Raw genomic sequence first — 18,625 nt, 5'->3', positions numbered from 1 at the left:
CTGACGCTCGCGGTACCTCGGTCAGACGAGGTGGTGCTGCCAGCGCAGCGCGGGGTGGCCGTCGATCCAGTAGGTGTGCGTCTCCCGCGTGATGTGGAGCCGTACCGCGGTGATGCCGGGGCGGTCCGCGTGCTGCCAGGCGTTGAGGGTCTGCTCGACCGCGTCCCACAAGGCCGCGGGGCCGCCCTGGCGGACCGTCCAGGTGCCGCCGCCCTCCGTGAACGACGCGAAGGACTCGCGGTCGGGGTCGAAGAGGTACCGCAGCCGGGTGCCCTCCGACGACGTGGCACGGATGAAGCGCGCCCCCGGGGCGGCGAGCTGCGCCAGGAACGCCGGCATCCACTCTTCGAGCAGAAGCGGCGACACCTTCGACGCGCGCTCGCTGTCGGCGTAGGCAGTGCGGGCGGACAGGTCACCGGCGATCGGTGCCTCCGCCTGGGACCGGGCCTGCATGAACGAGCTGCGGCCGATGATCCGGCCCTCGGCGGTGCCGTCCTCGGCGACCGTGACCTTCGCCAGCCCGGTGCCGTAGTGCCAGGAGCCGCCGACCGTGGTGAGGACGACGCCGCCCGGCTTGGTCTGCCTGATGCCGAGGACCCGCATGCCGTTCCCCCACCGATCTCAGGTATGGCGATCGCGTCACCCCGGCGAGCGGATATCCGCTCGCCGCCCGAAACCGGCTGGTACGGCCGGGGCGGGCGAGGCCGTCCCAGAGATATGGCCTACCGCGGGCAGGACGGTGAGGCCGCGCTCGGCCAGTTCCTTCGACGCCGCCGCTGCCTTGCCCGCGTCATTGCTCGCCACCGGGTTCTGGCCGGTACGGCTGCCCCTCGACAGGACCGGCCATCGGTACCGGCAAAGCCCTTCTCCGGCAACCACCCGCTGAATCGCGGACAGCGCGCCGGGTCCAGGGTGGGCCGGGCGCCCGCGGGGCTCGTGGTTCCCGTCGGGCGCCCGGGGTCGCGTCAGCCGTCCTGGTTCAGCAGGTCCTTGGACTCCAGGTACTCGCGGGCAACGTCCGCCGCCTTCTCCCGGTCCGCGTCCACCTTACGGTTCAGCTCGGTCAGGTCCTCGGTGGTGAGGACGCGGGTGAGCCGGGTGAGGGTGTCGGCGATCTCCTGGTCCCCGGCGTCCTCGGTGTTGACGACGGGCAGCACGTTGTCGGCGTTCTGGAGCCCCTTGTCGTCCTCCAGCAGTACCAGCCCGAACTGCTCCAGCGTGGCGTCCGTCGTCGTCGTGAGCACCATGTCGTTCTTGCCGTCCGCCACGGACTGCTTGGCCTGCACCGTGCCCACGCCCACCGGGTCGAGCGCGGTGACGTCGATGCCGTAGGTGTCCTCCAGACCCGGCTGGCAGAAGGGGCGCTCAGGGCATTCGTCGCCGGCGGCCAGCCGGATGGGCAGGTCCGCCTCGCCCACGTCGGAGAGCGTCTCGAGGCCGTGCTCCTGGGCGAACTCCTCCGTCACCGCGAAGGCGTTCTGGTCCACCGCGTCGCCCGCGGGCAGGACGGTGAGGCCGCGCGGCCCGGCCAGCTCCTTCAGCGCCGCGACCGTCTCCTCCACGTCGCTGCTGGCCACCGGGTTCTCGGCGGGGGCGTCGGGCCCGTTGGCCTTCGCGTTGAGGAACTCGGCGAGCGTCGCGGCGTACTCGGGGACGACGTCGATCTGCCCGTCTTCCAGCTGCGGTTCGTACAGCTCGCGGTTGGCGAGTTCCTGCACCCGCGTGCCGTACCCGGCGTCCGCGAGGAGCTGGGCGTACATCTGCGCCATGATCTCCGACTCGGTGAACCCGGCCGAGCCGACGACCAGCGAGCCCTTGGCGCCGGTGTCGCCCTGGCCGCCCTGGCCGCCCTCCTCCTCCAGGCTCTCACCGCCGCCGCAGGCGCTGAGCGCGGCGGCGAGCACGGCGGCCGCGAACACGGCCGTGGTGCGGGTGCGCGGGCGGCTGGTGGTGCGGGTGAGTCTCACAGGGGGCTCCTTCGTCGGTGTGGGGCGGTCGCTGCGGTCACTTCTGCCACTCGTTCACTTCGGTCACTCGCTCACTTCAGTCACTCGGGTCACTTGAGCCTGTCACCGGACGCGCTGGAGTCACCGGTGCCGCTGCCACCGTCCGGCTCCGCCCCGGACGGCGGCGTCACAGCGCGGCCTTCAGCGGGACGGACGCGGGGGCGGTGCGGCGGGACGCCCTGCGCCGTCCGCGCATGGGGTCGGCCGCCCGCCCGGCCAGGACGAGCAACCCCTCAACGGCGAGCGCGAGCGCGGCGACCAGCACCGCGCCCGCGACGACCTGCGGCGTGTCGTAGGTGCGGAAGCCCGCCGTGATGATCCGCCCGAGCCCGCCGCCGCCGGGCAGGGCGGCGAGCGTGGCGGTGGCGACGATCTGGACGGCGGCCGAGCGGACGCCGGTCATGATGAGCGGGTAGGCCAGCGGCAGTTCGGTGCGCCACAGGAGCTGGCCCGCCGACATGCCCATGCCGCGCGCCGCCTCCACCGCGTCGCGGTCGGCCTCCCGCATGCCGACGTAGGCGTTGGTCAGCAGCGGCGGGACGGCGAACAGGACGAGCGCGAGGACGGTCGGCCACATGCCGTACCGGCCCAGCGGCGTGAGCCCGAGCAGCACCAGCACCGCGAACGTCGGCACGGCCCGTCCGGCGTTGGAGAGGTTGACCGCCAGCGCGCCGCCCCGCCCGATGTGGCCGAGCCACAGCGCGACGGGCAGCGCGATGGCGCAGGAGACGGCCAGGCACACCACCGTCAGGAACAGGTGCTCCCCCAGCCGCTGACCGGCCCCGCCCGCCCCCGACCAGTTCGCGCCGTCGATCAGCCAGGCCCAGGTGTCGGCGAAGACGTCCATCTCAAGCCGCCTTTCCGGCGCGCGAGCGCGTCCACGGCGTCAGCAGTTTCTGGAGGCCGAGCAGCGCGACGTCGAACAGCACCGCGAGGAGGACACAGAGCACGGAGGCCGTCAGCACCTCGGGTTTGAAGAAGCTGTCCATGCCGCTGAGGATGAGGTTGCCCAGGCCGCCATAGCCGACGATCGCGCCGACCGTCGTGAGCGAGACCGCCGAGACCGCGGCGATCCGCACCCCGGCCAGCACGCTGGGCAGGGCGAGCGGCAGCTCCACGCCGAACAGCAGCCGCGCGGGTCCGTACCCCATGCCGCGCGCGGCCTCCCGGATGTCGGCGGGGACGGAGTCAAGCCCGGCGAGGAGGTTGCGGACGAGCAGCGTCAGCGAGTAGAGCACCAGCCCGGTGACGACGACGGCCGCCGACAGGCCGAGCAGCGGCAGCAGGAGCGCGAACATGGCCAGCGACGGGATGGTGTAGAGCACCGTGGTCAGCCCGAGCACCGGCCCGGCCGCCGCCCGCCAGCGCCGGGCGACCAGCGCCAGCGGGAAGGCGACGAGCAGGGCGATGCCGACGGAGACCGCGGTGATCCACACGTGCTGCACGGTCGCGTCGGCCAGCTCCTGGCTCCTGCTGCGGACGTACTCGCCGCAGATCCACTCGTTGGCCGCAAGGCAGCCCTCGGCGCCGCTCCCGCTCCTCATCACGCAGCGACCCTAACCCGCACCGGTGACACAATGTTCCCCATACGGAAGGGTGTCCATGATTCGGTTCGAGCAGGTGACCAAGCGGTATCCGGACGGCACCGTCGCGGTGGACGACCTCAGTTTCGAGGTCGGGCGCGGTGAGCTCGTCACCCTCGTCGGGCCGTCGGGCTGCGGCAAGACGACGACGATGAAGATGGTCAACCGGCTCGTCGAGCCCTCTTCCGGGCGCGTGCTGGTGGACGGCGAGGACATCGCCGGGACGGACCCGGTCCGGCTGCGGCGCCGGATGGGCTACGTCATCCAGCAGGTCGGCCTGTTCCCGCACAAGACGGTGCTCGACAACACCGCCACCGTCCCGCTCCTGCTGGGCGAGTCGCGCGCCGTGGCCCGCAAGCGCGCCGCCGAGCTGCTGGAACTCGTCGGGCTCGACCCGGCCCGGTACGGCGGCCGGTACCCCGACCAGCTCTCCGGCGGCCAGCGGCAGCGGGTCGGCGTCGCCCGCGCCCTGGCGGCCGATCCGCCGGTCCTGCTCATGGACGAGCCGTTCGGCGCGGTGGACCCGGTGGTGCGCGAGCACCTCCAGACGGAGTTCCTGCGCCTCCAGGCGGAGGTGCGCAAGACGGTGCTGTTCGTCACGCACGACATCGAGGAGGCCGTCCGGCTCGGCGACCGCATCGCCGTCTACGGTTCGGGCCGCATCGAGCAGTTCGACTCGCCCGCGCGGGTCCTCGGCGCGCCCGCGACCCCGTACGTGGCGGACTTCGTCGGCGCGGACCGCGGCCTCAAGCGCCTGTCGGTGACGCCCATCGCGCCCGGTGACCTGGAGCAGCCGCCCGTGGTCAGCCTGGACGACCCGCTGGAGCGTGCCGCCGCCCGGCTGCGCGCCGACGGCGCCCGCTGGGCCGTGGTCCTGGACGGCTCGGGCGCCCTGCACGGCTGGATCTCGGCGTCGGCCACGGGTACGGCGGCGTCCGGTGCCGGGGCGTCCGGCCCGGGGGCGTCAGGCGCGGCGGCGACCGTCCGGGAGCACGCCCGCCGCATGGACGCCTGGCTGCCGCTGGGCGCCCCGCTCAAGCAGGCGTTCGCCACGATGCTCCAGTACGACGCGGGCTGGATCGCGGTGCTGGACGGCGACCGTTTCGCCGGGGTCCTCACCCCGACCCGGCTGCACGAGGCCCTGCGCCGCTCCATCGCCACCGACGAGGCGGACTCCCCGCACACCCCCGTCACCCTCGCCACCGTCGCCGACGCCTGACCGCCGGGCGCGGGGACGGCCGCCCGCACGCCGGACGCCCGGCGGTCCGGCGGGTCCGGCGGCGGGGTCCGGAATCCGCCAGCGGCACGGCCGCGCGGCGGCGGATACTGCCGTCATGAGAAGCCAGGAGACCGGCCGGGCGCCGCAGCCGCGCACGTACACCGTGGTGGACAGCCCCTTCGGCCCGCTCACGCTCGTCGCGGCGGGCGCCCGGCTGTGCGGCCTCTACATGCACGAGCAGCGCCACCGGCCCCCGCAGTCCGCCTTCGGCACCCCGGCCGACGGGGTCACGGGCGTCCACGCGACGGCCGCCGCGCAGCTCGCCGAGTACTTCGCCGGGCGGCGGACGGTGTTCACGGTGCCGCTCGCACTGTCCGGCACCCCGTTCCAGCGCACCGTGTGGGAGGCGCTGCCCACGATCCCGCACGGCCGGACGGTCACCTACGGCGAGCTGGCGGCGCGCGTCGGGAACCCGGCCGCCTCCCGCGCCGTCGGGCTGGCGAACGGCCGCAACCCGGTGGGCGTCATCGTCCCCTGCCACCGCGTCGTCGGCGCGAACGGGGCGCTGACCGGCTACGGCGGCGGGCTGGAGCGCAAACGGCGGCTGCTGGACCACGAGAGCGCGACGCTCACGGCCGGGGCCCCGCCGGAACCGGCGGGGCTGACGGCGCGGACCGGCTGACCCCGGGCCGCGGGACCGGGCCCCGGCGCGGCTCAGGCCGCCGGGGCGGTACCGGGCTGCTCGTGGTCCTCGGGGATGCGGCAGATGCGCTGGAGCCACAGCGCGACGGCGACGAGCGCGGCTCCGGCGACGACGCTGAGGGCCGCGTAGAGCGCCTGCTCCCGCCGGGAGGCCACCTGGAAGAGGTCGGAGGTCAGCAGGAACAGGCCCGCGCCGCCGTACGTGCCCGCGGCGAGGGCGCCCACGAGGGCGCTGGCCTGGCCGAAGAGGACGGCCCTGGCCGCCATCATGGGCTCCACCGGCCGGGTGACGGGCCGCCGCTCCCGCTGCGCCGTGAGGCGGGAGCGCAGGGACAGCGCGGTGGCCAGCAGGACGGCGGCGATGCCGGCCAGCACGACCGGGGCCAGCACCGGGACCGCGGGCAGGGAACCGAGGGTGTTCCACAGCCGGGAAGCGGCCCAGGCCAGCACCCCGGCGACCGCGAAGACGCCGGCGAGGACGCGGATGCGGAGCTGCTTCACGGCGCCGTCACTCGGGCAGGCGCAGTTCGAGGTCCGTCCGGACGGCGACGCCCTCCTGCCCGAGGGCGGCCAGCAGTTCGGCCACCGGGCCGCGTCCGGGCACCTCGGCCTCCGGGTCCACGTCGTGCCACGGCACCAGCACGAAGGCCCGCTCGTGGGCGCGCGGGTGCGGCAGCGTCAGGCCGGGGTCGCCGGAGACGACGTCCTGGTAGGCGACGATGTCCACGTCGATCGTGCGGGGGCCCCAGCGCTCGTCCCGTTCCCGCTGGAACGCCTCCTCGATGGCGTGGCCGCGCTCCAGCAGCGAGCCGGGCGGCAGCGTCGTCTTCACCAGCACGACGGCGTTGAGGTACGCGGGGTGGCTGTCGGCGTCCACCCCCCACGGCTGGGTCTCGTAGACGGGCGACACCGCGAGGACGCGCAGGCCCGGGGTGTCCGCCAGCGCGTCGACGGCGCCCTGCAACGTCTCCAGGCGGTTGCCGAGGTTGCTCCCGAGGGAGATCACGGCGCGTTTGGGGTTGCTCAGCGTCGTGTCGGCGGCGTCCACCTGCTGCACCACCGAGGCGGGCACCGGCTGCACGGTCGGGTCACTGTTGGGGGGCGTCATGAGCGGCTCCGCTTGATGGTGATGGTCACGTCGTCGAAGGGCACGGAGATCGGGGCGTCCGGCTTGTGGACGACCACCTCCACCTCGTGCACCGCCTCGTGGCTGAGGCACTGGTCGGCGATCCGCTGGGCCAGGGTCTCGATGAGGTCGACCGGCTCGCCGGTGACGATCGCGTGGACCTCCTCGGCGACCACCCCGTAGTGCACCGTCGCGGTGAGGTCGTCCCCCGCGGCCGCCGGCCGGGTGTCCACGGCCATGTCCACGTCCACGACGAAGAGCTGGCCCTCGGCGCGTTCGTGCTCGAAGACCCCGTGACGTCCGAGGGCCTTCAGGCCGCGCACGGCCACTCGGTCCACAGGGCATCACTCCGATCACGCGGTCGTACGGAAGGCGGCTGCGCCGCCGGGTCGCCTCGAATCTACCTGCGGACCCGGGCCCGCCGTGCCGGAGGGTCCTCGCCGCTCCCCACGGCACCGGCGCCGGACGCGCCCGGCCCACCTGTCAGCGGACGGGTCCGCGCCCGTATTCCCGCACCCGCGCCCCGCGAGGGTGAGGACGGACACCCGGCGCTGACGCCCGCCACCGAGGCCCGCAGCGGGGCCGGTCAGCCCGCGCCGCCCCCGCCGTGCGGCACCGGCCCGGCGGCCTCCCCGACGGCCGCCACGACGCGGACGGCGTCCGCGCTGGCCCGCACCTCGTGCACCCGCACCGCCCAGGCGCCGTCCCGGGCGGCGAGCGCGGTGACGGCCGCCGTGGCGGCGTCCCGCTCCCGCGCGGGCGGCGGCGCGGCGCCGTCCGGACCGGCCAGCACCCGGCCCAGGAACCGTTTGCGGGACGCCGCCACCAGCAACGGCCGCCCCAGCTCCGCCCGCAGCCGGGACAGCGCGGCGACGAGGGCGAGGTCGTGGCCGGCCTGCTTGGCGAAGCCGAGCCCCGGGTCCACGACGATCCGCTCCGCCGCGACGCCGCCCGCGACGGCCCCGTCCACGGCGGTCCGCAGCTCGTCCACGACCTCGCGCACGACGTCGCCGTAGACGGCCCGGCTGTTCATGTCGGCGGACTGGCCGCGCCAGTGCATCACCACGAACGGCACACCCGCGTCCGCGACGACGGGCACCATCCGGGCGTCCGCCCGGCCGCCGCTCACGTCGTTGACCAGCCGCGCCCCGGCGGCGACCGCCTGCTCGGCAACGGAGGCGCGCATGGTGTCCACGCTGACCAGCACGCCCTCGCCCACCAGCCCGCGCACCACGGGGACGACGCGGCGCAGCTCCTCCGCCTCGTCCACGCGCTGGGCGCCGGGACGGGTGGACTCGCCGCCCACGTCCACGAGGTCGGCGCCCTCGTGGACCAGGGCGAGGCCGCGCTTGACGGCGGTGGCGGTGTCGAAGAACCGGCCGCCGTCCGAGAAGGAGTCGGGGGTGACGTTGACCACGCCCATCACCGCGCAGCGCCCCCATTCGGGCAGGCCGTCGACCGTTCGCAGGGGCACACCACTCATGCCCCCACCCTAAGGGCTGCCCCGCGGGCCGGGGCCGGTCAGCGGGCCATGATGAGGCTCATCGCCTCCGAGCGGGTGGCCGCGTCCCGGAGCTGCCCGCGCACGGCGGACGTCAGCGTCTTGGCCCCCGGCTTGCGCACGCCCCGCATCGTCATGCACATGTGCTCGCACTCCAGCACGACGATGGCGCCGCGCGGCTCCAGGATGCGCATGAGGGAGTCCGCGATCTGCGTCGTCAGCCGCTCCTGGACCTGCGGGCGGCGTGCGAAGACGTCCACGAGGCGGGCCAGTTTCGACAGCCCGGTGATCTTGCCGCTGGTGGACGGGATGTAGCCGACGTGGGCGAGGCCGACGAAGGGCACCAGGTGGTGCTCGCAGGAGCTGAGCACCTCGATGTCCTTCACCAGCACCATCTCGTCGTGGCCCAGGTCGAACGTCGTGGTGAGCACGTCCTCCGGGCGCTGCCGCAGCCCGGCGAATATCTCCTGGTAGGCACGCGCGACGCGGGCGGGCGTCTCCCGCAGGCCCTCACGGTCCGGGTCCTCGCCGACCGCGATGAGGAGTTCGCGGACGGCGTTCTCGGCCCGCTTCTCGTCGAACTCGCCGATCGTGCCCTCACCGGCCAGCCTCACCGGATCGATCATGACAGTGCCTCGTTCCTGCGACGTCCTGGGACGTTGTCGAATGTGCGCGCGGACTCGAATGTGCGCGCGAAAAACCGCACCCCCAGAGTAGAACCCCGGGGGTGCGGCCGGTCTCTCACGCGCCTGTGAGATGTGACGTGCGGGAGGGCCCGGTCAGCTCTCCGCCTCCGGCACCGGGTCGACGGGGCCGATCTCCTTGCCCTTCTCCAGGGAGGGCACACCGTTGGTGACGGCCAGTTCCTTGGGGGTGGAGACGGGCGGCCGGGTGGAAGGCGTCCGCCGGGTGGAGCCCGTCCAGGCCGGGCGGGCCGGACGGCGCACGATCTGCTTGAAGATCTCGGCGATCTCCTCCTTGCCCAGCGTCTCCTTCTCCAGGAGTTCGAGCACCAGGTTGTCCAGGATGTCGCGGTTCTCGACCAGGATCTCCCACGCCTCGTTGTGGGCGGTCTCGATCAGCTTCTTGACCTCCTCGTCCACCAGCCCGGCGACCTCTTCCGAGTAGTCGCGCTGGTGGGCCATCTCCTTGCCGAGGAACGGCTCGGACTGGTCGGAGCCGAACTTGATCGCGCCGAGCCGCTCGGTCATGCCGTACTTGGTGACCATCGCGCGGGCCGTGGCCGTGGCCTTCTCGATGTCGTTGGCGGCACCCGTGGTCGGGTCGTGGAAGACCAGCTCCTCGGCCGCCCGGCCGCCCAGCATGTAGGCGAGCTGGTCGAGCATCTCGTTGCGCGTGGTGGAGTACTTGTCCTCCTCCGGCAGCACCATGGTGTAGCCGAGCGCGCGGCCCCGGGACAGGATGGTGATCTTGTGCACCGGGTCGGAGTTCGGGGAGGCCGCCGCGACCAGGGCGTGTCCGCCCTCGTGGTACGCGGTGATCTTCTTCTCCTTGTCGCTCATGATCCGGGTGCGCTTCTGCGGCCCGGCCACGACGCGGTCGATGGCCTCGTCCAGGAACTTGTTGTCGATCAGCTTGGCGTTGGACCGGGCGGCCAGCAGCGCGGCCTCGTTGAGCACGTTGTTCAGGTCCGCGCCGGTGAAGCCGGGCGTGCGCCGGGCGACCGCGCCCAGGTCGACGTCCTGGGTGACCGGCTTGCCCTTCTGGTGCACCTTGAGGATCTCCAGGCGGCCCTGCATGTCCGGGCGGTCCACGGCGATCTGCCGGTCGAAGCGGCCCGGCCGCAGCAGCGCCGGGTCCAGGATGTCCGGCCGGTTGGTGGCGGCGATGAGGATGACGCCGCCCTTGACGTCGAAGCCGTCCATCTCGACGAGGAGCTGGTTCAGCGTCTGCTCGCGCTCGTCGTGGCCGCCGCCCATGCCGGCGCCGCGGTGGCGGCCGACGGCGTCGATCTCGTCGACGAAGACGATGGCGGGCGCGTTGGCCTTGGCCTGCTCGAACAGGTCGCGGACCCGGCTGGCGCCGACACCCACGAACATCTCCACGAAGTCGGAGCCGGAGATCGAGTAGAACGGGACGCCCGCCTCGCCCGCGACCGCGCGGGCCAGCAGCGTCTTGCCGGTGCCGGGCGGGCCGTACAGCAGCACGCCCTTGGGGATCTTCGCACCGACGGCCTGGAACTTCGCCGGCTCCTGGAGGAACTCCTTGATCTCCTGGAGCTCCTCGACGGCCTCGTCGGACCCGGCCACGTCCGAGAACGTCGTCTTCGGGGTGTCCTTGGTGATCAGCTTGGCCTTGGACTTCCCGAAGTTCATCACCCGGGAGCCGCCGCCCTGCATCTGGTTCATCAGGAACAGGAAGATCACGATGATGAGCAGGAAGGGCAGGAACGACAGCAGCATGCCGACGAAGGCGTTCTGCTTCTGCGGCGAGACGGTGTAACCCTCGTCGAGCTGCCCGCTCCGGTACTTCTCCTGGAGCTTGTCGGCGAGGGCGACGCCCTGCTCGCCGATGTAGCTGGCCTTGATCTTGTCGCTCTCGTTGATCTCGACGCCGTCCTTGAGCTGGAGCTCGACGGTCTGTTCATCGCCGGTCGTCAGTTTGGCCGACTGCACCTGGTTGTCGTCGATGGCCTTGACGACCTCGCCGGTGTCGACCGTCTTGTAGCCCTCGGAAGAACCGACGACCTGCATCAACACGACCACGGCGAGGACGGCCAGCACGATCCACATGACCGGCCCACGGAAGTATCGCTTCACGTCCATCCATACGAGGCGGTGACGCCCCGTCCCTCCTGCCATAGTGAGTTGGAAGACCGACCTTCGGACGGTACCCCAGCATTGTCACCCGACGCTCGACGGGCGTGGTAAAGAGACCTGTGCTCGCCTGCTCCAACGGCGCAGCCGGCCCGGGTGTTCCCGGTACGGTGCGCCGCCGCCTCCCGGACGGCGCCCGGCCCTCCCCGCGCGATGCGCTCAGCCGCCGTACACGTGCGGGGCGAGCGTGCCGACGAAGGGCAGGTTCCGGTACTTCTCCGCGTAGTCCAGACCGTAGCCCACGACGAACTCGTTCGGGATGTCGAAGCCGACCCAGCGCACGTCGATGTCCACCTTGGCCGCGTCCGGCTTGCGCAGCAGGGTGCACACGTTCAGCGAGGCCGGGCCCCGGGAGCCGAGGTTGGACAGCAGCCAGGACAGCGTCAGCCCGGAGTCGATGATGTCCTCGACGATGAGGACGTGGCGGTCCTGGATGTCGGTGTCCAGGTCCTTGAGGATGCGCACCACCCCGGAGGACTGGGTGCCCGCGCCGTAGGAGGACACCGCCATCCAGTCCATCGTGACCGGGGACGACAGCGCCCGCGCCAGGTCGGCCATCACCATCACGGCGCCCTTGAGCACCCCGACGATGAGCAGGTCCTTCCCCGCGTACTCCGCGTCGATCTTCGCGGCCAGCTCCGCCAGCTTCGCGTCGATCTCTTCCTTGGTGATGAGCACCGACTTGAGGTCGGCGCCCATGTCCTTGTCGTCCACCGTGCTGCTCTCGCTCGTCGCTCGGGTCCGCGCTCCGAAGCGCTCGGAGCGCGTGGCTCAGCTCTCGCCCTGCCGGATGACCAGTGTGCCACCCTGCCGCACGGCCTCCACGCGCCCGGGGAGGCTGATCGCGCGCTGCCCGCGCCAGCCGGTGACGAGCCGGTCGGTCTCCTCGACGTGCCGGGCGAACAGCGAACCTGCCGGGGCACCGGCGGCGACGGCGGCCCGGCGCAGCACCCGGCGGCGCACCGCGGGCGGCAGGACGTACAGCCGGGGGACGTCCAGCACGACGGGCTCCGGGCCCCGTGGCCGCGGGGCGCCGCCGCCCGCCCCGGTCCCGGTCCCGGCGCCGGCCGTGGCCGGGGTCCTGGCCACGGCTGCGGCTGCGGCTGTGGCTGTGGCTGTGGCGTCCACCGCCGCCTCGGCAGCGGCTCCGGTGAGGCGGATGCCGCGTTCGGCTTCGGCGGCCCAGGCGTCCAGCGCGTCGGCGTCGTCGCGGGAGAGCTGCGCGGTGCGGGCCAGGGCCTCGACGACGCCCTTGCCGAGGGCCTTCTCCAGCGCGGGCACGGCCTCGTGGCGGACCCGGGAGCGGGTGTAGGCGGGGTCGGCGTTGTGCGGGTCGTCCCAGACGGGCAGCGACTGCACCATGCACGCCTTGCGGGTGGTCTGCCGGTCGATGGCGAGGAAGGGGCGGCGGTAGCGGCGCTCGGTGCCTGGCCGCCCGGTGAGGGAGCCGGAGACGGGGGCCATGCCGGACAGGGAGCGCGTGCCCGAACCCCGGGCGAGGCCGAGGAGGACCGTCTCGGCCTGGTCGTCGCGGGTGTGGCCGAGGAGGACGGCCGCGGCGCCCTGGCGCTCGGCGGCGGCGTCCAGCGCGGCGTAGCGGGCCTGGCGGGCGGCGGCCTCGGGACCGCCGCCGCGGCCGACGGTCACGGCGGCCGTCTCGACGGGGGCGAGGCCGAGCGCGGTGAGCCGGTAGGCCACGTCGCGGGCCCGGCCGTCGGAGCCCTCCTGGAGGCCGTGGTCGACGGTGACGCCGCCGGCCCGCACGCCCAGCCGGGGCGCCTCGAAGGCCGCGGCGGAGGCCAGCGCCATCGAGTCGGCGCCGCCGGAGCAGGCGACCAGGACCAGGGGCTGCGCCCCGTCGTGCTCGCGGAGCACGTCGTTCAGTGCGCGGCGGACCGCCAGGCGTATCGCGGCGACCGCGGGATGAGGACCCATGTCCGTTCACTTCCTCGGAACTGCGGGACAGCGGGGGCTGTCGGGAGGGATGCTCGAAGATGCCGTGCGGGGTACCGCCTCGTCGGCGTACCGGTCACACCGACCCGGACGGTCACGCTCAGTGGGTCGATGGTGACAGAGATGCACCGCAGCTCCGAGCATCGCACGCGCCCGCACCGGGCCACGGTCCCTCGGATGGGTGATTCCGGTGGGTTCGCCGCTCAGGACTCCCCGGCCCGGTGCACCCTCGTGATCCAGTCCGCCGGTTTGGCGATCTCCGCCTTGGTGGGCAGCGTGTTCGGTGAGGTCCACACCTTGTTGAAACCGTCCATGCCCGTCTCCCCGACCACCGCCCGCACGAACCGGGCGCCGTCGCGGTACTGGCGCAGCTTGGCGTCCAGCCCCAGCAGCCTGCGCAGCACCTGGTCGAGCCTTCCGGCGCCGGCCTGGCGCCGCTTCTGGAACTTCTCCCGGATCTCGGCGACGGAGGGCACCACGTCGGGCCCCACGCCGTCCATGACGACGTCGGCGTGGCCCTCCAGCAGCGACATGACCGCCGTCAGCCGGTCCAGCACGTCCCGCTGGGCCGGGGTCTGCACCAGGTCCACGAGGCTGCGCCCGCCCGGCTCCGCGCCGCCGCCGGGCGCGCCGAAACCACCGTCGGCGCCGCCGCCGTCGCCGTCACCCTGCCGGTTCCCGGCGAACGCCTGGGCGGCCTGGCGCAGCCGTTCCAGCAGCGTGGAGGGGTCGAGTTCCGTCTCGGTCAGGAAGGCGTGGATCTCCCCTTCCAGGTGGTCGCGCAGCCACGGCACGGCGGTGAACTGCGTGCGGTGCGTCTCCTCGTGGAGGGTGACCCACAGCCGGAAGTCGTGCGGGTCCACGTCCAGCTCGCGTTCGACGTGGACGATGTTCGGCGCGACGAGCAGCAGCCGCCCGCCGCCCGCGCCGGGCGCCGAGGGGAGGTCGCGGGCGGGCGGGGCGAACGTCTCGTACTGGCCGAGCACGCGGGAGGCCATGAAGGACAGCAGCATCCCGACCTCGACGCCGGCCAGCTTGCCGCCCACCGCGCCCAGCACCGCGCCGCCGGGGGCGTCGGCCCGCCGCTCGCGCATCTTCTCCAGCAGCGGGGCCAGCAGCTCCCGGAACCCGGCGACGTTGGCGCGGACCCAGCCGGGCCGGTCCACCACGAGCACCGGGGTGTCGGCGGCCGGTCCCTCGGGCGCGAGGCCGGTGTAGGCCCGCACGTGCTCCTCGGACGCCCTGGCGTGGCGGCGCAGTTCGGCGACGACCGAGCGCGCCTCCTCCCGGCTCACCTCCGGCCCTGGGCGCACCAGCCGGGTCGCTGTCGCGACGGCGAGGTTCCAGTCGACCATGCTGTCGGGGCTTAGCGGGTTCACAGGCACTCCACCGTCCGGACGCCGGGGCTCGTCATTCCTTCACCGTACGGTGTCGGCGCGGGTGGTCCCAGTGCGGACGGGCCTTCGACGGGCCTTCGTCGGCCCGCCGGGGCCGTGCCGCGCGGGCGCCGGGGCGCCCGGTGGCCTCAGCGGCAGCCGCAGGCGGCGACGGCTGCCGCCAGCCGGTCCAGGGCGTCCTGCGCGCCGCGCGCGTCGGTGGTGCCGGTGGTGAGGAAGGCGAAGGACAGCAGCCGCCCCTCGGCGTCCACGACCTGTCCGGCCAGTGTGTTCACGCCGGTCAGCGTGCCCGTCTTGGCCCGCACCAGTCCGGCGGCGTCCGTCGTGCCGTCGGCGGCGTACCGGCGGCTGAGGGTGCCGGTGAACCCGGCCACCGGCAGCCCGGTGAGCAGCGGGCGCAGCTCGGGGTGGGCGGGCCGGGCCGCGGTGGACAGCAGCGCGGCCAGGAGCCGGGCGGAGACGCGGCTGTCCCGGCTCAGCCCGCTGCCGTCCGCGAAGACGGTGCCGTCCACGGGCAGGCCGAGCGAGTCCAGCACCTTCCGGGTGGCGGCCCGGGTGCCGGTGAAGTCGGCCGGTTCGCCGACGGCCAGGGCGGTGTGCCGGGCCAGTGCCTCGGCGAGGTCGTTGTCGCTGTGGGTGAGCATCCGCTCGACGAGGGCAGCCATCGGCGCCGAACGGTCGGTGCCGAGGACGGGCGCGTCCCCGGGCGCCCGCGCGGGACCGGTGCGCCCGGTGCGGACACCCGCCTCGGCGAGCAGCGCGGCGAACGCGTCGGCCGCCTCCGCGGCCGGGTCAGCCGCCCGGGGCGCGGGGCCGCGGGTGGAGCCGTCGGTGCGGGCGGCGTTCAGCATGAGCGGGGTGAGCGGCGCGAGATTGTCGTTGACGCCGATGGGGTGGCGCTTCGGCCCCCGGTACCGGGACACGTCGTAGCCCACCGCGCGCGGCGCGAGGCCCCGCTTCCGCACGGCGGCGGCGGTGGCCTCCGCCAGGCGGGCGAGCCGATCCCCGGTGAGGGTGGGGTCGCCGCCGCCGACGAGGACGACGCGGCGCCCGTCCTCGTCCCAGACGGCGCGGGTGGCCAGCCGGTGGTCCGGGCCCAGCACGGTGAGCGCGGCAGCGCCGGTGGCGAGCTTGACCGTGGACGCGGGCACGACCGCCCGCCCGCCGCCGGAGTCGAACAGCGTCCGGCCGGTGGCGGTGTCCACGACGGTCCCGGTGGCGGTGTCGCCGAGCGCGGGCGCGTCCAGCAGCGGGCGCAGCGCGGCGGTGAGGCCCGCACGGGTGGGCGCGGTGTCCGCGGCGCCCGCGGGGCCGAGCACGGCGCGGGCGCTGGGCGCCGGTGCGGGCCGCCGCTCCGGCTCCGCGGCGCCGGGACGGGCGTCCTCGGTGTGGCGCACGCCACTGTCCGCACCCAGGGCGGTCGCGCGGGCGCGTTCGGCCGTACGCTGACCCGAGTCCCACGGCCCCGCGGCACCCACCGCGGTGAGGGACACCGTGAGGCCGACGGCGGCGGAACCCGTCGTCAGCCACCGGGTCCGCCGCCCCGGCGGCACGGTCCGCCAGCGCTGCCGGGCCTGACGGACCCACCGCGCGCCGGCCCGCCGGACCGTGTCACGGAACGTGGCGTCCGAACCGTCTCCGGGCGTACCGCGCACCTCGGACCAGCCCCTTTCGCGTGCACACACCTGCGTGGGGGACACTTAATCACCAGAGAATGTGTTGATCACGGAGGAGCCTCCCTTGGAGTTCGACGTCACCATCGAGATCCCGAAGGGTTCGCGGAACAAGTACGAGGTGGACCACGAGACGGGCCGCATCCGCCTGGACCGTCACCTGTTCACCTCCACCGTGTACCCGGCCGACTACGGGTTCGTCGACGGCACGCTGGGGGAGGACGGCGACCCGCTGGACGCGCTGGTCCTGCTGGACGAGCCGACGTTCCCCGGCTGCATCATCAAGTGCCGCGCCATCGGCATGTTCCGGATGACGGACGAGGCGGGCGGCGACGACAAGCTGCTGTGCGTCCCGGCGTCCGACCCGCGGATGGAGCACCTGCGCGACATCCACCACGTGTCCGAGTTCGACCGGCTGGAGATCCAGCACTTCTTCGAGGTGTACAAGGACCTGGAGCCCGGCAAGTCCGTCGAGGGCGCCGACTGGGTGGGCCGCGCGGACGCCGAGGCCGAGGTGGAGGCGTCCGTGAAGCGCCTGGAGGCCAGCGGCGGGGCGCACTGACCCTGGGGTGACCCGCGTCCGACGGGCGCCGGGCGGTCCGGAACACGGGCCCGCCCGGCGCCCGCGCCCGTGCGCCCGCCCCCGGCTGTCCGCGCCCGCCCCCGGCCGTCCGTTCGTCCGTGCCCGTGCCCGTGCCGTTCCGCGGCCGGCCGTCCGCGGCGGGCGGTCAGAAGCCGCGGGTCCGCTTGGCCGCCCGGCGGCCCGGCAGCGGCGACTCCAGGCCCGGTGTGGTGATGAACAGCCGCGCCACCTCGCCGCCCAGGTTCACCCCGATGGCGATGGCCAGCGCCAGCGCCGCCGCCGTCGACAGGTACTGGAAACCGCCGTTCACGTTGCCCTGGGCGATGTTCAGCAGCCCGTAGTACGTGGCGCTGCCGGGCAGCAGCGGACCGATCGCGGCCGTCACGTACGGCAGCGCGGAGACGAACTGGTAGCGCGACATGAGCTGCCCGAAGAGGCCCACGAGACCGGCCGCGATGACGGTGGCGAACACCGGGTCGGCGTCGGCGGTGTGGGCGAGCACCGCGTAGATCAGCCAGGCGACGCCGCCGTTGACGGTGGCGAGCAGCACCGTTCCGCGCTCCTGCTGGAGCAGCACGCAGAAGGCCAGCGCGAGCAGCATGGCGGCGGCGAGCTGGATGGGCGGCCGCTCGCTGGAGTACACCTGGTCGGGGTCGAGGGCACCGCCGAGCCGGTCGCCGACGTACAGGATCATCAGGACGCCGCAGACGATGCCGACGATGAGGTAGACGACCTCCAGCAGGCGTGCCGACGCGGTGATGTAGAAGCCGGTGAGGCCGTCGTGCACGGCGGCCACCAGCGCCCGTCCGGGGATCAGCGCGAACAGGCCGCCGGTGACGACGGCGGAGGCGCGCACGTCGTGCATCAGGTCGTGCCGCTCCAGCAGCGCCACCGTGACGCCGATCGCGGCGGGCGGCATGGCGGCCGAGACGAACTGGTAGAACTCGGGCAGGCCGCGGCTGGAGCCGACCCAGGCGAGCCGGTCGCCCAGCATCGCCCCGAGCGCGGCGAGGACGAAGACGACCGGTCCGCCGCCGACCAGCGTGGCCGCGGCGCCCGCCAGCACCCCGCTCGCCAGCGTGAGCGCGTTCTTGCTGTAGGGGTGCCGGTTGCGGCGCATCTCCGCGAGCCGCCGGTACGCCTCCTCCAGGGTGACGTCCTCCTCGTCGGAGGTGATGTCGGCCACCAGCCGGTAGACGGCGGCCAGCCGGGTGTAGTCGGTGCCGCGGCGCCGCACGGTGCGGCTCAGCGTCACGGGGTCGTCCACCAGCGACGGCTGGTGCGTCACGGAGAGCAGGGTAAACGTTACTGTTGGCTCGCAGCGGTCGAGCCCGTAGGCGTGGGCGACGCCGAACATGGCGGCCTCCACGTCCTCGGCGCCCTCGCCGCCCGCGAGGAGCAGCTCCCCGATCCGCAGGGTGAGGTCGAGGACGCGCGGCACGGGCGGGCCCTGCTCGTCCTCGGCGCGCGGCGCGCGCTCGGGCGGCGCGGGCCGCTCGCTGAGCGGCAGCCGGACCATGGTGCGCATGCGGTCCTGCCACGGCGCGTTCCGCCGGGCCAGCTGGACGGCGGGGATGCCCGTGGCGGGGGTGAAGTCCGGGTAGTCGCCCGGGGTGCGGAAGGCGCTGCCCGGCGCCTCCTGCGCGGGCGGGCGGAACCCCTCGGGGAGCGCGAACTCCGACGTGGGGTGCTCCGCCTCGGCGGGCGCGGGGGCAGCGGGCAGGCCGGAGGGCGGGGTGAAGGCGCTGTGCACCTCGTCCGGGTGCGGCCGGTCCTCGGCTTCGTCGCCGTCGTGCGGGTACCCCGTGCCCGGCGTCCTCCGGGTGTCGGCCACCACGTCCGTCCTTCTCCCTCTTCCTCTCCCCCGGCACCTCCGCTGGAAGCATAGGCCGCCACCGGGGGTCCCGCCCGGTCAGGGCCTGGGCCCCCCGGTGGCAGTACCCACCGGGCACCTTCCTCACCCGCGGCGGCCCACGTGAGGCGCTCCACACCGCCGCCGCCACGCACGCCCCCGGCGGCGGCGCGGGCAGCGGCGGCGCGGGCGG

Annotated in this window: 17 protein-coding genes and 1 pseudogene; 3 read left to right on the top strand and 15 right to left on the bottom strand. The window is 74.1% G+C overall.

From position 1 onward, the window contains the following. Positions 1-21: 21 nt before the first annotated feature. The 4 genes and pseudogenes from V1J52_RS19645 to V1J52_RS19630 all read right to left on the bottom strand — a co-directional run. Positions 22-588, bottom strand: a pseudogene (locus V1J52_RS19645) (methyltransferase domain-containing protein); the annotation flags it as partial. A 377-nt stretch (positions 589-965) separates the two neighbouring features. Beyond that, complete coding sequence (locus V1J52_RS19640) at positions 966-1,967, bottom strand: ABC transporter substrate-binding protein (RefSeq protein ID WP_443075871.1); 1,002 nt, start codon at positions 1,965-1,967, stop codon at positions 966-968. A gap of 166 nt (positions 1,968-2,133) precedes the next feature. Next, entirely contained in the window at positions 2,134-2,853 is a 720-nt protein-coding gene (locus tag V1J52_RS19635) for an ABC transporter permease (RefSeq protein ID WP_330141197.1), read from the bottom strand. Between the two features lies 1 nt (position 2,854). Continuing rightward, positions 2,855-3,550, bottom strand: coding sequence for an ABC transporter permease (locus tag V1J52_RS19630; RefSeq protein WP_330141196.1), 696 nt, complete (start codon positions 3,548-3,550; stop codon positions 2,855-2,857). Between the two features lie 58 nt (positions 3,551-3,608). On the opposite strand from V1J52_RS19630, the gene V1J52_RS19625 reads away from it, so the two are divergent. Together V1J52_RS19625 and V1J52_RS19620 are read left to right on the top strand one after the other, a co-directional pair. Further along, entirely contained in the window at positions 3,609-4,808 is a 1,200-nt protein-coding gene (locus tag V1J52_RS19625; protein ID WP_330141195.1) for an ABC transporter ATP-binding protein, read from the top strand. A gap of 115 nt (positions 4,809-4,923) precedes the next feature. Beyond that, the gene (locus tag V1J52_RS19620) at positions 4,924-5,490 is read left to right on the top strand and encodes a methylated-DNA--[protein]-cysteine S-methyltransferase (RefSeq protein ID WP_330141194.1); all 567 of its coding nucleotides are present in this window, start codon (positions 4,924-4,926) and stop codon (positions 5,488-5,490) included. 32 nt (positions 5,491-5,522) lie between these two features. Here V1J52_RS19620 and V1J52_RS19615 read toward each other — a convergent pair whose 3' ends face one another. The 10 genes from V1J52_RS19615 to dacB form a co-directional block, all read right to left on the bottom strand. Beyond that, on the bottom strand, positions 5,523-6,011 hold the full coding sequence (locus V1J52_RS19615; RefSeq protein WP_330141193.1) for a DUF3180 domain-containing protein: 489 nt from the start codon (positions 6,009-6,011) through the stop codon (positions 5,523-5,525). A gap of 7 nt (positions 6,012-6,018) precedes the next feature. Then, positions 6,019-6,618 (bottom strand): 2-amino-4-hydroxy-6-hydroxymethyldihydropteridine diphosphokinase, encoded by a 600-nt coding sequence (gene folK / locus V1J52_RS19610; RefSeq protein WP_330141192.1) that lies wholly within the window; start codon positions 6,616-6,618, stop codon positions 6,019-6,021. Then, the gene (folB, locus tag V1J52_RS19605) at positions 6,615-6,974 is read right to left on the bottom strand and encodes a dihydroneopterin aldolase (protein ID WP_330141191.1); all 360 of its coding nucleotides are present in this window, start codon (positions 6,972-6,974) and stop codon (positions 6,615-6,617) included. The genes folK and folB overlap by 4 nt, the downstream gene beginning before the upstream one ends. A gap of 248 nt (positions 6,975-7,222) precedes the next feature. Then, complete coding sequence (gene folP / locus V1J52_RS19600; RefSeq protein ID WP_330141190.1) at positions 7,223-8,119, bottom strand: dihydropteroate synthase; 897 nt, start codon at positions 8,117-8,119, stop codon at positions 7,223-7,225. Positions 8,120-8,157: 38 nt separating this feature from the next. Beyond that, positions 8,158-8,763, bottom strand: a complete 606-nt coding sequence (folE, locus tag V1J52_RS19595; protein ID WP_330141189.1) for a GTP cyclohydrolase I FolE — start codon at positions 8,761-8,763, stop codon at positions 8,158-8,160. 153 nt (positions 8,764-8,916) lie between these two features. Beyond that, the gene (gene ftsH, locus V1J52_RS19590) at positions 8,917-10,923 is read right to left on the bottom strand and encodes an ATP-dependent zinc metalloprotease FtsH (RefSeq protein ID WP_330141188.1); all 2,007 of its coding nucleotides are present in this window, start codon (positions 10,921-10,923) and stop codon (positions 8,917-8,919) included. Positions 10,924-11,133: 210 nt separating this feature from the next. After that, positions 11,134-11,673 (bottom strand): hypoxanthine phosphoribosyltransferase, encoded by a 540-nt coding sequence (hpt, locus tag V1J52_RS19585; RefSeq protein WP_330141262.1) that lies wholly within the window; start codon positions 11,671-11,673, stop codon positions 11,134-11,136. 72 nt (positions 11,674-11,745) lie between these two features. Beyond that, on the bottom strand, positions 11,746-12,909 hold the full coding sequence (gene tilS / locus V1J52_RS19580; protein WP_330141187.1) for a tRNA lysidine(34) synthetase TilS: 1,164 nt from the start codon (positions 12,907-12,909) through the stop codon (positions 11,746-11,748). Positions 12,910-13,130: 221 nt separating this feature from the next. Continuing rightward, positions 13,131-14,282: an Rv3626c family coenzyme F420 biosynthesis-associated protein gene (locus tag V1J52_RS19575; protein WP_330141261.1), complete on the bottom strand. Its 1,152-nt coding sequence runs from the start codon at positions 14,280-14,282 to the stop codon at positions 13,131-13,133. 170 nt (positions 14,283-14,452) lie between these two features. Next, on the bottom strand, positions 14,453-15,979 hold the full coding sequence (gene dacB / locus V1J52_RS19570; RefSeq protein WP_443075870.1) for a D-alanyl-D-alanine carboxypeptidase/D-alanyl-D-alanine endopeptidase: 1,527 nt from the start codon (positions 15,977-15,979) through the stop codon (positions 14,453-14,455). A gap of 85 nt (positions 15,980-16,064) precedes the next feature. Between dacB and V1J52_RS19565 the strand changes: the two genes are divergently transcribed. Further along, the gene (locus V1J52_RS19565; RefSeq protein WP_330141185.1) at positions 16,065-16,559 is read left to right on the top strand and encodes an inorganic diphosphatase; all 495 of its coding nucleotides are present in this window, start codon (positions 16,065-16,067) and stop codon (positions 16,557-16,559) included. Between the two features lie 166 nt (positions 16,560-16,725). On the opposite strand, the gene V1J52_RS19560 is transcribed toward V1J52_RS19565, so the two are convergent. Further along, complete coding sequence (locus V1J52_RS19560; protein WP_330141184.1) at positions 16,726-18,414, bottom strand: threonine/serine exporter family protein; 1,689 nt, start codon at positions 18,412-18,414, stop codon at positions 16,726-16,728. Positions 18,415-18,625: the final 211 nt, after the last annotated feature.

Source organism: Streptomyces solitudinis (assembly GCF_036323765.1).
GTDB lineage: Bacteria > Actinomycetota > Actinomycetes > Streptomycetales > Streptomycetaceae > Streptomyces.
Note: the sequence above shows the minus strand (reverse complement) of the source record. Positions and strands in the feature narration are given on the sequence as shown.